Genomic DNA, 14,455 nt, shown 5'->3' with positions numbered 1-14,455 from the left:
CCGCGCTACAGCGCAGTTCCGGTTTTCTTATGCTCCTAGGAGCGGTTGTTTTTATACGTATGTCCCAGCCTCTTTTTTTAGTAGTTAATTTTTAGGCTCTGGCCCATACCATCGTTCCATTGCACGAATATGAATCACCCAGTAACAACGTTTACTGTCTGGTATTTGAAAGTATTTAAGTGTTTTATTGTCCAGGTCTTTTTGAATATAAGAACGATTAGCTAAAATACGGTTAATTTTGTAATACGAAATTTTCCAGCGATGTGCAGCTTCATAAGGAGTCATATAGTTATCAATTCCCATTATTCATTCACCTCTTGTACTTTATTGCAGCTCTAAATGTTTATTTAAGGCATCCTTTACTTCTTCCAATTGCTTTGTATCCAATTTATAGTAATAGATACCTTTTTTCTTCATATCGGTTCCTTCATTTAAAGAAAGCTGTTCTGTTTTTTCAATGGTAGTTAAATAATTTTTACGTAACGTATTTAATTGGTCCATAGGAATGTTTGTTTGCATATTATGTTTCATGACAATTAACAGATTGTCGAATTTCTTAATAGTTTCAGCAGATTTAAGTTGTTCTGCCAATCCAACTAAGACGGCTCGTTGTCTATTTTGGCGTCCAAAGTCACCATCCGGGTCTGATTTTCTCATACGAATATACTCTAGTGTAGATTCACCATCTAGGGTAATTTCTCCCTTTTTAAAATCCTTGCCGTGACTTGAGAATGCAGTGGGATTGTTTACGGTTACACCACCCATTAAGTCAACTAAATCGACAACACCATCCATGTTAATCTTCACGACATAGTCAATAGGGATGCTGAATAACTGTTCTACAGTTTTACTAGCGCCTTCAATTCCAGCATAGGCATATGCGTGATTTATCTTGTCAAATTTCTCTTTCCCAGCAATTTCAACATAGCTGTCTCGAGGGATACTTATTAATTTTGCAGAACGTTTGTCTGGGTTTAAAGTTACAGTAATCATTGTGTCTGATCGACCGCTGTCATTTTCACGTTCATCAACACCTAATAACAGCAATGAAATAGGTTTCGAACCCTTTACTATCTCATTACTAGGCGTTTTCCGTTCTTTTGTCTCGTACACAATTTTTGTTTTTTGATAACTATCTTGTGCACTTTTTACTTTGCTATACGTATAGCTGGCGGCTATCGTTAATAGAAGTAAAATAGTTACAAGTACCCAAATTATTTTTTTGAAGTTAAAAAATTGATACTTTTTATCTTTTTTAACTGACATTTTGTTCATGCCCCCTTACTTATAATAAAAACATGTTTACCTATACGAAAGAAATGGTTATATTGGAGATGACAAGGATTTACCATTTTTACTAATATATATCGAAAAAAGAGTGGACGTCTAGTATTTTCTATGGGAGGTATAAATTTGAGTAGCTCAGCAATCAGCGTAGAAGAAATTGTTCATATTGTGAAAAAGCGTTTTGGCCTCCTTTTATTTATGGGGCTATTAGGACTGGCAATTAGTTCCGTTATTACATTTGTGGTAGTAACACCAAAATACGATGCAACGACACAATTATTAATTAATAAGGTCCAAAAAGGAGATAGTGTCAATCCCTATCAAGAGACACAAACGGATTTACAATTGATGAATACGTATATAGCGATTGTAAAAAGTGATGTCATTCTAGATGAAGTCATTAGAGACCTGAATTTGTCGATGGATGTAAAAAAACTTAGGGAAAGTTTGACAGTTGCAAGTGAAGAAAATTCTAAAGTAATGAATATTTCGATTCGTAGCACAGATCCTGTTGAGTCAGTTACAATTGCAAATAAAATTGCCGAAATATTCAAACAAAAAACACCAGGTTTAATTGAAGTGAAAAATGTACAAATTTTATCACAGGCAAATTTAAAAAATTCCTTTACGCCAGTCTCTCCAAATGTCGCCTTAAATCTAGTAGCAGGTGCATTATTAGGCATCATAGCGGGTGGTCTATTAATTGCTATTTTAGAATTAACGGACCATACATTTAAATCTGAGCGAGAAATTGAAGAATACTTAGAGGTGCCGGTAATCGGCAGTATTCATCAAATGAATAATGCACAAAAGCGTAAGTTAAGTAAACAAACAGTAAATACGAAGCCGCCGAAAAAGAACATATCTAAGAAACAAAAAACGCCTATTTGGATGTCAACTTTGAGGAGGGATAAAGGATGAAAAAAATGACGCGCGCTGCACGGCAATTAATTGTCCGAGAACAGCCACAAGCTGTGATATCTGAGCAGTATCGCACACTGCGCACGAATATTAAATTCTCAAAAAGTGATAAACTGAAATCTTTTTTAGTTACATCTGCTATTCAAGCAGAGGGAAAATCAACAACAGCGGCAAATTTAGCTTATCTATTAGCAGAAGAAGGAAAAAATGTGTTGTTTATTGATGCAGATCTGCGAAAGCCTACCGTACATTATACTTTTCATTTAAAAAATACAGTAGGACTTTCTCATGTATTATCAAATCAAATTGAAGTAGCATCAGCAATACAGCGAACAGATGTTACTGGTCTATCGATTATGACGAGTGGACCTATACCACCAAATCCTTCTGAATTGCTTGGGTCTCAGCGATTTCAAACATTCCTAGCTGAAGTGGAGGAAAGTTATGATTGGATAATCTTTGATACATCGCCGCTACTAGCAGTTACAGATACGCAACTACTAGCTAATCGATTAGATGGAACCATTTTAGTAGTGGATTCGATGAATACGGATAAAAAAATGGCGAAAAAAGCGATGAATTTATTGAAGAGTGCCGATGCTAAAGTTTTAGGGGTTGTCATGAATAACGTGACCGCTTCTAATGTAAACTACTACAGCTCAAAATATTATCGTTCATATGTCAATGACTAAGGAGTGCAGTGTATGGTCGATTTACACAGTCATATTTTATTTCAAGCAGATGATGGACCGGGCACATTTGAAGAATCATTAATGATGCTAGAACAGGCAATGAAACAGGGAATTACACAACTTATTTCAACAAGTCATGCTCATAAAGGGGCATTAAATGTTTCAAAAGAGGATGTGTTCGATAAATTGGCCTTACTACGTCATCATATTGAACAACAAAATTGGGATTTAAAAGTGTTTGAAGGGCATGAAATCACGATTTCAGAAAATACAGTAGAACATGTTATAAATCATGATGTGCTGACATTAGCAAATAGTCAGTATGCTTTAATTGAATTGCCATCAGGACATTTACCACATTACACGTTGTCAACTTTTCATGGCTTACTTGAAGCAGGCTATACACCAATTATTGCACATCCTGAGCGTCAGCAAAATATTATTCAGGATGCGAATGTTCTAGAGCAATTTGTACGAAGTGGTATGTTGGCACAGCTAACGACAGGTGCTATTTTGGGTAAGTATGGTAAGCGAGTTGAGAAGACTGCTTTTGAGTTATTAGATCGGCAGTTAATTCATTTTATTGGAACAGATGCACATGATTTAGAACGCCGTCATTTTGATCTTGAACGTGCGATTTCTGTTTTAGAAAAACGTGGTTTTGCTGATTATGCAGCGTTACTGCTAGAAAATAATGAAGCGGTGCTACGGAACCAACCAGTAGAAGTTTTAGAGCCTGAACAACCTAGTAAAAAGCGATGGTGGCTACGTCGATAGGGGAGGGAAGACATATGCTAAAAAAAATCTCCTGGACATTTACCTCTAATTTAGTAACAGCCTTTGTAAAATGGCTAATGCTCATTATGATTGCAAAGTGGCTAACACCAACAGATGTTGGTGTTTATGCACTTGCTTTAGCAATTACTTCACCACTTGCCCTTTTTGCGAATATGAAGTTGCGATCTTTATATGTGAATGCAGAGGAAGCAAATTATCGTGCATATAGTATTGCACGAAATATTATCGCATTGATTTCATTTTTAGAAATCAGTTTATTAGCATTTTTTGCATATCATGATACCTGGTTAATTATCGCAATAGTAGGTTTATCTAAAATGCTTGAGCTTGTCAGTGATTTTATGTATGCGTTAGCACATCGCGAACAGGATATGGCAAGACTATCGAAACAAATTGTCATCAAACAAATTTTGCTAACGATATTGTTTATAGGTAGCTTAGTATGGAGCCGTGATTTACTAACGGCAGTTACGGTACAAGTAGTAGCACAGTTTTGTTATTTAGCTATAGAAATAAAATTATTCGTCAAACGCTATCCTTTTGAGCGTACCATTTCAACTTCTCTTGTATGGTCGATTTTAACATTAGGACTACCACTAGGTATCACACAGCTTGTCGTATCTTTTAATACTTTTTTACCTCGCTATGCACTTGAATTTTTTTCGTCATCCGAAATGCTCGGTTATTTTTCAGCAATTGCTTACATAACCGTTATTGCCAATATTTTAATGGGTGCAATTTCGCAGAATTATTTACATGTGTTTAAACGGTTGCATGTAGCAGAAGACTATCGTCAAATTCAGCGTGTATTGTATCGTGATTTATTAAGTATTGCTGCCTCGTTATGTGTTGTTCTTATGCTAGCAAGTATTGTTGCGGGTAAGTGGATGTTGACGATTATTTATGCCGCGGATTATGCCGCGTATGCTTGGTTATTACCATGGATGTGTATTTGTATTTTCTTTAATGCACTTAATTGGAATATTGATACATTATTTTTAAGTATCGGTGTTATCAAAAAACAATTATATTTTGCGCTCATTTCAAGTGCAATTGGCATTCCGCTAACAGCCTGGTTTGTCTATGAATGGGGAATTGTCGGTGCAGCTGCAGCTATGAGTGTTAATAGTGCGGTACTTTATATTACAAAGGAATTTTATTTTAGAAAATGGTTGCGAAAAAGGGGGACTTTACATGAAAAAGTTGAACAAGTTTCTTAAATATTTTGTTGTACTACATAGTATTCAACTATTGTTTGAGCTACTCCCGAATTTAAAAATTTGTAATCAATGGCGTGGGCGTTGCATGCGTCCTTTTTTTAAATCCTGCGGGAAAAATTTTCAAATTGCGAAGGGTGTGACGATTAACGTCATTTGGAATATGGAGGTAGGCGATGATGTCTATATTGCTCATCAATGTTGGATTAATGCAGCGGGAGGACTGAAAATTGAATCAGGTGTGATTCTGTCACCACGTGTTGTTGTGGCAACAACAAAGCACCAATATATCGATGGTCGTGTGAGCAACACATTGTCTGAATTAGCACCAATTATTATTGGTGAAGGTGTATGGATAGCGAGTAATTCAGTTGTTGCTAAAGGAACAACTATTGGCGCTGGTAGCATTATTGGTGCTTGCTCAAGTGTAACAAAAAACATTGAGCCGTATATCTTTGCGGCAGGATCGCCGGCGAAGGCATTGCGCACCCTTTATAAAGAACAAGAGCAGGTGTCGTAATGAAACTTATTTCGCATATTATGGTGTCTTGTATTGTCATTGGGCTTGGCATTTTTACAAGTATTTTTATTAATACTCATACAACATATCAGGGCTATGAGTTGTTATATGCTTTGCCGCTTCTTTATATGCTACTGTTTATTTTAATTCTAAGTCCACTTTTATTTTATCGCTTTAATACATTTTTAATGAGTTATACGATTGTGACATTTTTACGCTATATGGTACTGCCTTTTTTAATTGTAAAATCAGGCTGGTATATTGGCCGCTCTCCTGTTGATCCAATGGCGAGCTCCTTTTCAACAGCGATTTTATTAATGATGTGGGAACTTATCGTCACAACAGCAGCAGTTGCTTTTTTCTTTTCACGTCAAAAAGCACTTTTGTTGAAAAATTCTACCCATACACGTGTTGAGCTACCTCAATCAACTTTTATTTATATATTTTATATTGTGATGAGCGTAGGTGTTTTGGTCGCAGTACCAGAAGCGCTCAACAGCTTTGCTTTTTTAATGCCGCATGACAATATGGTTGATATTGGAACAGGTGGTTTTAAAATTAGTACCGTACAATTTATATTAATCACTGCAAAATACTTAATATTTCTATTGATGATGACGACGCTGTATCGTCAGTATGAACGTACACAGGCAAGGCTTTGGATTTGGTTATCTTTTGGTGTCGTATTAATCAACGTCACAATTCTATTTGGCGATAACCGCTCAGATTTTCTGATTAGTGCTATTGCGAGTTTATATTTATTTTATCGACTATTTTTAAAACGTGCGTTACCATTCATTTTTGGCACTGTCGCGTTATTAGTCATTGTTTTTATGAATATTACCTCGTACAGAAATACTGTATCGATTACAGGTGGTGAAAATCGCCTAATTGATTTGACCGATATGCTTCAAATTTATGCGGGTGGACCATATAATGTAGCATTAGCTATGGAGTTGCCTACTTATTTTCCGAATGCTGCAACAATCGGTAACTTTATTTATGATTTAGGACGACCAATCATTGGTTTGAATATTTTTTTCAAGCAACTGGATGGTTTTGAGTTTAGTAACTATCTATACAATTATCGTATTTATTTTTCAGACCATGTCGCACAAATTATTCCGATGGTTGGGCAAGGCAACTTTTATGGAGGCTTTTTACTAGCGCCATTATTAAATGTTGCCTTTGTAGGGTGTGTTTACATGCTTTATAAAATCATGTGTCGACATAATCAAATTGAGTTGATTTTTTTCTTAACGATTCCAATTACGAGAATGGGCTTTATGATGGGACAAAATGCAGGAATTTTATTAAATGATATTTCATTCGTTTTACTACTGAATATTACATTGTATTTAGCGAATCGCTATATTGTTTTGAGAAGAAAGGAATTAGTTACATGAAGTTGACGTATATTTATGATTTACGCTTTCAATTTGATGGTACACATTATTATTCTAAAAATTTTTCAGATCGTACGTGGCAGAAGTATTTAGATGTTGCAGATGAAATTCATGTTTACCCAATGATTCAACAAGTGAAAAATAGTAAACTTTCACCAATAAGCAGCCCAATTATTATGCACAATATTTCATTTCAATCAACAAAGTCTATTTATTTGAACCTAAAAGATATGTGGACTCTAGCAATGCAAATTGTGGCATCGAGTGAAGATATTATCATAAGATTGCCTTCTCATATTGGCACTTTTGTTGGTTTAGCCTGTATAAAGCAGCAAAAAACCTATGGAGTAGAGGTAGTAGGAAATGCGCTGGAGGCATATGGACTTCATGGCAATCCAGTTTATAAAATAGCGGCACCTTTTCTTCATTATTCAATGAAGAAAATTGTCACAAACGCTGCAGTGGCAATCTATGTGACGGATAATTATTTACAGCAGTGCTATCCAAATCAACAACAAAATTACACAGTAGCGAATGCAACGATAAAAAAACAGCCTACTGAAGCAAAATGGCAGCAACAGCCTTTTACAATTGGAATGATAGGATCATTAGACGCAGCTTATAAAGGACATACAACCCTTTTTAAGGCATTAAGACAGCTAGATAAACTAAATCGTCCTATTATCGTGCGCTTATTAGGCGAAGGCAGTCTAATTCAGCACCCGAACTATCAAAATATTACAATTCAACATGAGGGAATTATCGATGAGCAATATTTGCCCGCTTGGTATCAATCTCTACAATTGTATGTGCAGCCTAGTTATACAGAAGCAATTGGCCGAAGTATTATGGAGGCGATGAGCTATGGAGTGCCAGTGGTTGCATCTCGTGTTGGTGGAATTCCAGAATTATTAACAGATGACGTCATGTTTCCAGCACGTGATGCGAAAGAAATGGCCGCGAAGATTAGCTTGTTCATGTATGATTCCGCTTTATGGAGACGTATATCAAAGAGAAATCAAGAGTATATTCAGCGTTTTGAACAAGCTGTAGTGGAGGAAAAGCGAAAAAGCGCTTTTCAAAAACTCTCCTCTAATTGATAACAATCCAATATAAAAGAAAAGAGAGCATCTCATAGGAGATGTTCTCTTTTTTATATAGCTTTTAAAGATGTCATTTAACTAAAATTAATGAAAAATTAAAGTTAAACACTACGTTAATTATGAAATTAAAACACAAAAAAATAGTATATTTTTCTAGTATAATATTTAATGTAATCTAAAAAACAATGAAATTTTATAATGAAAATGGTCTAAAAATAAGTCGTTAAAAACCATATTTATTTTTATAATATAACAAAAATATAAAAAATGGTATGTATTATCTTAAAAAATACAATATTCTCCATTGTGTTACCACATCAATTAATGTTTAAACATAGTCATTGGTCTTATTAATCCATTTTAAAAAAAGAAACTTTAGAATTGTAAAAATCATATCTTTATTTTTTTAATAAAATAAAGTTCTAAATACCTAAAAAAAACATTATTTTTAAGGAAATGAAAGAGAGAATTTAGTCATTTTATTTCTTTATTAATGAGTAGGTCAAATTACTGTGTTTATATCTGAATTTTCAAATTATTATTGTGGAAATTAAGTAGAAAAAGAATGAAAAAAATTACTATTGACAAATTTTTATTTTTATTTAAATAAAATAGTAAAAAAATTAGATGAAAATGGGATTAAATTAAAAGGTTCCCAGGCATAAATTGAATTTTTTTCATCTAAATTGACAATGTGTTAAACGTTGTTATTAAAGGATTTGTGAGAAAAAATAGCAACTAAAAAAATAGTAAAAATTTTTTTAACGAACACTATTTTAATATAAAACATGTAAAAATGTTTTGTGAAATCAAATATATGCTATATTATGGCTAGATTTAAAAAATAATAAATAAGTTCTATACGCAAAAATAAATGAGGTGATGATGTTTGCGTAAATTGTTATTTAATTGGAAATGGACTATATCTGATTTAACCTTCTTGATTTTATTATTTTTAATGACATTTAGCTTATCTTCACAAAAAAGTATATCGTATAGTCTAATTTTTGCTGTGTGTCTAGTTGTTTCAATGACAATGGTTGCTGCTTTTTTAACACAGCTTTATAAAAAAGACGTGCTTTCATTAAGTGCGAGTCGCTTACTATTTTGCACATTGAGCATGAGTACGATTGCAGGTGCTACTCAATTATTACTAGGTACACCAGTTGAAACCGTGACACTATCAGTACTTGTGTTAATTTGTTATCTACTTATCACACGTATTTCTTATCAGTATAAAGTGAGAGGTGAGAGTAGATTAGTGAATACTGCATCTGAGCAAAAGAAAAGGCTTCTTATTATAGGAGCAGGAGAAGCGGGACGCCTATTCGCAGATCGATTACGTCATAAAAAACAATATGACATCGCTGGTTTTGTAGATGATGATTATAAAAAAATTGGGTTGGAAATTGGCTCTATACCAGTACTGAGTGAGATTAAATTATTAAAAAGTACAGCCCTTAAGTTTCAAGTAGATCAATTAGTTGTCGCAATTCCTTCACTCAATCGTGAAAAGCTCCGTCAAATTATGCAGCTATGTATTGAAACAGGATTAAAAACGCAGGTGATTCCTTCTATTGAAGACTTAGTAAATGGTAAGCCAATTCATCAAACGCGAGATGTCCACATTGACGATTTACTTGGACGTGAGGAAGTAGCACTTGATGAAACAAAGCTTCGTGAAACAGTAACAAATAAGGTTGTACTTGTCACAGGTGCTGGCGGTTCGATTGGTTCTGAAATTTGTCGTCAATTAATTCGTCTACAGCCTAAAAAACTAATTTTACTCGGGCATGGTGAAAATTCGATTTATTTAATTGAACGAGAGTTACGTGGACTGACATCGATTCCTCTTCAGTGCATTATTGCTGATATTCGCGATGCTGATGCGATTGAGCAAGTGATGTACACGCATCGTCCTGAAATTGTCTACCATGCGGCAGCTCACAAGCATGTACCACTAATGGAGCAGAATCCATATGACAGTATTAAAAATAATATTTTTGGTACGCGTCATGTAGCACAGGCAGCACACAAGGCAGGTGTCGAACGATTCGTTATGATATCGAGTGATAAAGCTGTTGATCCACCAAATATCATGGGCGCAACAAAGCGTGTAGCAGAAATGATTATTCAGCAAGTGGCAAAACAAAGTGACACAAAATTCGCGGTTGTCCGTTTTGGGAATGTACTTGGCTCTCGTGGCTCAGTAATCCCATTATTTCAACAGCAAATTGCTAACGGGGGCCCGATTACGTTAACAGACAAACGAATGACACGCTATTTCATGACGATTCCAGAAGCGGCACGTTTAGTATTGCAAGCATCTTCTTTAACAGAAGGCGGCGAAATTTTCATTTTAGATATGGGAAAGCCGGTAAAAATTATCGATTTGGCACAAAATTTAATTCGCTTGTCAGGTCATGAGTTAGAAGATATTCCAATTGTAGAAACGGGCATTCGTGAAGGCGAAAAGTTACATGAAACCTTATTAGGTGAACAGGAGCAATTACTGCATAAGGTGTTTAATAAAATTTATGTGGGTGCGACACAAAGCTGTACCCAGCAAGAGCTAGATGAATTTTTGGCGGTTATTTTACAAACACCAGTAGAGGATATTAAAGGCAAACTATTAAGTTTTGCAAATCAACGACAACGGGTTGTCGCAGAAAGCAGGGGATAGGATGCGTATTTTAGTAACAGGATGTGCGGGATTTATAGGTTCGCATTTAGCGAAGCGATTAGTAGAGGATGGACATCATGTTGTCGGGGTAGACAATTTAAATGATTATTACGATGTTACATTGAAAAAAGATCGTTTGAAAAGGATTGCACATCCACAGTTTGAATTTATAGAGGCAGACATTGCGGATCGACATACGATGGTACATCTTTTCTCAGTGAATCAGTTTGAGCGCGTGATACATTTAGCAGCGCAGGCGGGCGTTCGTTACAGTATCGACTTTCCAGAGAGGTATGTACAAACGAATGTTGTTGGCTTTTCAACAATTTTAGAATGCTGTCGAGAATTTAAAACACCTCATTTTTTATATGCATCATCTAGCTCGGTGTACGGTGGTAATAAAAATTATCCGTTTTCAACAAATGATTCAGTTGATCATCCGGTGAGTCTGTATGCAGCAACGAAAAAATCGAATGAGTTATTTGCACATTCCTATAGTCATTTATACGATTTACCAACAACAGGAATGCGCTTTTTCACTGTCTACGGTCCTTGGGGTCGTCCTGATATGGCATTATTTAAATTTACAAAGAATATTCTGAATAATAAAACAATAGATGTGTACAACTACGGTGAAATGCTACGAGACTTTACATATATCGATGACATCGTAGAGAGTATTATCCGTTTAATGAATACCATTCCAGCAGTAAATGAAAAATGGCATGAGCAAGGAGCACCTTTACCTGAAAGCTTTGCACCTTACCAGGTTGTAAATATCGGACATAGTGAGCCTGTGAAATTAATGGATTTCATTGAAGTATTGGAAAAAACACTTGGGCGTGTAGCGGAAAAGAATTTGATGCCGATTCAGCCTGGTGATGTACCAAATACGTATGCGGATGTTCAAGCACTGCAACAAAAAATTGGTTATGTACCACAGACAACGATTGAGCAGGGCATTCGTTCCTTTGTGAAATGGTATGAATCGTATTATGCAGTGGAGGAGGCAGTATATGAAAAACTATAAAATTGGTGTCGTCGGCTTAGGCTATGTGGGTTTGCCAGTTGCAGTAGCCTTTGGAAAGGTTCGACAAGTTGTTGGCTTTGATATCAGTAATAAGCGAATAAAAGAATTAGCTGCTGGCATAGATGTAACAAATGAAGTGACATCCTATGAATTAGCACATACAAATATTCAATATACGTCAGACCCAGAAGAATTAGCACAATGTAATTTTATTATTGTGTCCGTGCCCACACCAATCAATACGGATAATCAACCAGATCTTACACCAATTTTAAGTGCCTCAAAAATGATTGGACAGCATTTAAAACCTGGAACAATTGTTGTTTATGAATCTACTGTGTACCCAGGATTAACAGAAGAGGAATGCATACCAGTTCTCGAGCGCTTTTCATCACTGCGCGAAGGTGTAGATTTTCACGTTGGCTATTCTCCGGAGCGTATCAATCCAGGGGATAAAAAACGTAGTTTCACAACGATTCAAAAGATTGTGGCAGGTCAAACATCCTTTATTACAAATCGTATTGCAGAGGTGTATGAGCTAGTTGTAACTGCTGGAGTGTATAAGGCACCTTCTATTAAAGTAGCAGAAGCAGCAAAAATCATCGAAAATACGCAGCGTGATATCAACATTGCATTTATGAATGAGCTTGCGCTATTGTTTGATGCTTTAGATATTAATACGTCAGAAGTGTTAAAGGCAGCGGGAACGAAGTGGAATTTCTTAAACTTTACACCGGGTCTAGTCGGTGGTCACTGCATCGGCGTCGATCCTTATTATTTAACGTATAAAGCGCAGCAGGTTGGCTATAATCCAGAACTGATTTTAGCAGGTCGCCGATTAAATGATGCTTTTCCTGAGCAAATGGCGAGCATGATTGTCAAAAAACTTCATGCACAAGGTGTCATACTACAGGATGCGCTCGTAACGGTTTTAGGTGTGACCTTCAAAGAAAATGTGCCAGATATTCGAAATACGAAAGTGGCAGCTCTTGTGCGAGAGTTAGAGGCTTACGGAGTATCGATTCAAGTGCATGATCCACATGCAGATGCCGCGGAAGTATATGAGCATTATCAGCTACGTCTAAGTAAAGAAAGTGAGTTAGTAAAATCGGATGCGGTTATTGTCGCGGTTGCACATAATGAGTATATTGAAAAATCGTGGCCGTATTTAACGACATTATTAGCAAAAGAGGATGGCATTGTCGTAGATATCAAAAGTTGCTTAGACCCAACTTGCAAGCCTGCGCTCGTGACGCACTTTAATTTTTAAGTGATTGTACATTAAAGGAGGTGTTGGCCTGGTAGAGGGAGCTAGTAAGTTGTAGAAGTTTCATCTGTATTACCCATATTCTAAAATTCAGAAAGAAGGTTATGAAATGCCGAAGAAAAACTATTCAAAGTGGACTAAAAGTGCCGCTGCATCAATGCTTGCATTTTCATTAGTTGCTACACCTTATGCAATTTCATTTGGAGAAAACGGAAAGCCAAATGTTTCTCAAAAATCTGCCAGTGCGGCTGTGTTAGATATTGAATTATTAAGCAATATGACATTAACAAATGATTCAGGAACAACAACTGCAGATCGTTTCCAACTAAATCCAGATGGCACGCAAAATGTGAATTTCACAGTTTCAGGGGCATCCCTTGCACAAGCTTCCACAATTACTAGTGGTAAAAAACAGGTTGTTCTAGGTGTACCGGAGGAATTACAAGGCCTTGTGCAACCAAATGGTCAAGCCCAAATTGATTCATCTATTACAGTTCGTATTAACGAAGTACCACTTGTAAAGCCAGTTCTTGATGCGACGAATGATGTATTGGGTGCGATAACATCAGCGCTGTCTGCAACGCCAGGTATTCAAATTAACCTAGATGAAGTGAACAAACAATTAAATCTATTAAATAATTTAGGTGAAGTTGGTCAAGGAACATTCACTGCCCCTGTCACTGTAAATGCGGACGGTTCCGTATTATCTGCACCAATTGATGACGGATTAGGCTTGATTTTAGCACAAAATTTAAATACCGTATTGACGGATTTAGATAACGCCATTCAAGCATTAAATGCGACAGGCTCACCTCTACTAGCATTGCCAGTGGCAGCACTAAACACCGCATTAATTCCACTTAAATTAGCAGTTAAAACAGCTGTTGCAACATTAAAGGCTGTTATTACAGCTGGTGGGGAAATTATTAATCAATTGGCGGATGCGGCTGTATTAGGGGACACAGAAATTGTTATCCCTACTAAAGTGACAGGTCCAGCTGAATATTTAAATACGAACCCGACACTTGATGCAGGATTCGTAGGGTCAGTTGTAAAAGGGAATGTTATTACGTTAGATTTATTCGCAGCTTCTGATGGTAAGAGTACAGTTTATTACCAAGGAAACCCAGATGATTTCGTAGCACCAGCAGCACCAACGGATGTGGCGACAACAGGTAACTCAACAGATGGCTACGAAGTAACAGGTAAAGCAGAACCAAATTCAGATGTGACTGTGTATGATGCAGATGGCAAAGAAGTCGGCACAGGTAAAGCGGACGCAGATGGAAACTTTACAATTGACGTTCCAGGCTCGGTAGGACCAGAAGCGCCATTAACAGTCACAGCTACAAATGCAAATGGCGAAAGTGAGCCAGCTTCAACAGAAACACCGGCGGATCCTGTAGTAGCACCAGCGGCACCAACGGATGTGGCAACAACAGGTAACTCAACAGATGGTTACCAAGTAACAGGTAAAACAGAGCCAGGCGCAACGGTGAATGTATATGACAAAGACGGGAACGAAGTCGGT

The 14,455-nt window shown here is 36.4% G+C and carries 13 protein-coding genes; 11 read left to right on the top strand and 2 right to left on the bottom strand.

What is annotated here, in order from left to right; all coding sequences use genetic code 11:
- Window positions 1-84 precede the first annotated feature (84 nt).
- On the bottom strand, window positions 85-303 hold the full coding sequence (locus tag KTHG_RS13870) for a DNA-binding protein (RefSeq protein WP_139994412.1): 219 nt from the start codon (window positions 301-303) through the stop codon (window positions 85-87).
- 21 nt (window positions 304-324) lie between these two features.
- Window positions 325-1,266 carry an LCP family glycopolymer transferase gene (locus KTHG_RS13865; RefSeq protein WP_186439618.1) on the bottom strand — a complete coding sequence of 314 codons (942 nt, stop codon included), beginning with the start codon at window positions 1,264-1,266 and terminating at the stop codon, window positions 325-327.
- Window positions 1,267-1,413: 147 nt separating this feature from the next.
- On the opposite strand from KTHG_RS13865, the gene KTHG_RS13860 reads away from it, so the two are divergent.
- The 11 genes from KTHG_RS13860 to KTHG_RS21340 all read left to right on the top strand — a co-directional run.
- Window positions 1,414-2,208, top strand: coding sequence for a YveK family protein (locus KTHG_RS13860; RefSeq protein WP_186439617.1), 795 nt, complete (start codon window positions 1,414-1,416; stop codon window positions 2,206-2,208).
- Window positions 2,205-2,900: a CpsD/CapB family tyrosine-protein kinase gene (locus KTHG_RS13855; RefSeq protein WP_139994406.1), complete on the top strand. Its 696-nt coding sequence runs from the start codon at window positions 2,205-2,207 to the stop codon at window positions 2,898-2,900. Before KTHG_RS13860 ends, KTHG_RS13855 begins: the two co-directional genes overlap by 4 nt.
- Before the next feature lie 12 nt (window positions 2,901-2,912).
- On the top strand, window positions 2,913-3,677 hold the full coding sequence (locus tag KTHG_RS13850; protein WP_139994405.1) for a tyrosine-protein phosphatase: 765 nt from the start codon (window positions 2,913-2,915) through the stop codon (window positions 3,675-3,677).
- A gap of 14 nt (window positions 3,678-3,691) precedes the next feature.
- Complete coding sequence (locus KTHG_RS13845) at window positions 3,692-4,918, top strand: lipopolysaccharide biosynthesis protein (RefSeq protein WP_186439616.1); 1,227 nt, start codon at window positions 3,692-3,694, stop codon at window positions 4,916-4,918.
- Entirely contained in the window at window positions 4,893-5,435 is a 543-nt protein-coding gene (locus KTHG_RS13840) for an acyltransferase (RefSeq protein WP_139994401.1), read from the top strand. Before KTHG_RS13845 ends, KTHG_RS13840 begins: the two co-directional genes overlap by 26 nt.
- Window positions 5,435-6,841 (top strand): capsule biosynthesis protein CapI, encoded by a 1,407-nt coding sequence (locus KTHG_RS13835; protein WP_139994399.1) that lies wholly within the window; start codon window positions 5,435-5,437, stop codon window positions 6,839-6,841. The genes KTHG_RS13840 and KTHG_RS13835 overlap by 1 nt, the downstream gene beginning before the upstream one ends.
- On the top strand, window positions 6,838-7,941 hold the full coding sequence (locus tag KTHG_RS13830) for a glycosyltransferase family 4 protein (RefSeq protein ID WP_139994397.1): 1,104 nt from the start codon (window positions 6,838-6,840) through the stop codon (window positions 7,939-7,941). Before KTHG_RS13835 ends, KTHG_RS13830 begins: the two co-directional genes overlap by 4 nt.
- 892 nt (window positions 7,942-8,833) lie before the next feature.
- A complete protein-coding gene (locus KTHG_RS13825) occupies window positions 8,834-10,627 on the top strand; it encodes a polysaccharide biosynthesis protein (RefSeq protein ID WP_255512473.1) in 1,794 nt (597 codons plus the stop codon).
- 1 nt (window position 10,628) lies between these two features.
- Window positions 10,629-11,657: an NAD-dependent epimerase gene (locus tag KTHG_RS13820; RefSeq protein ID WP_139994395.1), complete on the top strand. Its 1,029-nt coding sequence runs from the start codon at window positions 10,629-10,631 to the stop codon at window positions 11,655-11,657.
- The gene (locus KTHG_RS13815) at window positions 11,644-12,927 is read left to right on the top strand and encodes a nucleotide sugar dehydrogenase (protein ID WP_139994393.1); all 1,284 of its coding nucleotides are present in this window, start codon (window positions 11,644-11,646) and stop codon (window positions 12,925-12,927) included. Before KTHG_RS13820 ends, KTHG_RS13815 begins: the two co-directional genes overlap by 14 nt.
- Before the next feature lie 106 nt (window positions 12,928-13,033).
- On the top strand, window positions 13,034-14,455 hold a 1,422-nt coding region (locus KTHG_RS21340; RefSeq protein ID WP_255512472.1), incomplete at its 3' end, for an adhesive domain-containing protein.

The organism is Kurthia sp. Dielmo (assembly GCF_000307285.2).
In the GTDB taxonomy this organism is placed as follows: domain Bacteria; phylum Bacillota; class Bacilli; order Bacillales_A; family Planococcaceae; genus Kurthia; species Kurthia populi.
Note: the sequence above shows the minus strand (reverse complement) of the source record. Positions and strands in the feature narration are given on the sequence as shown.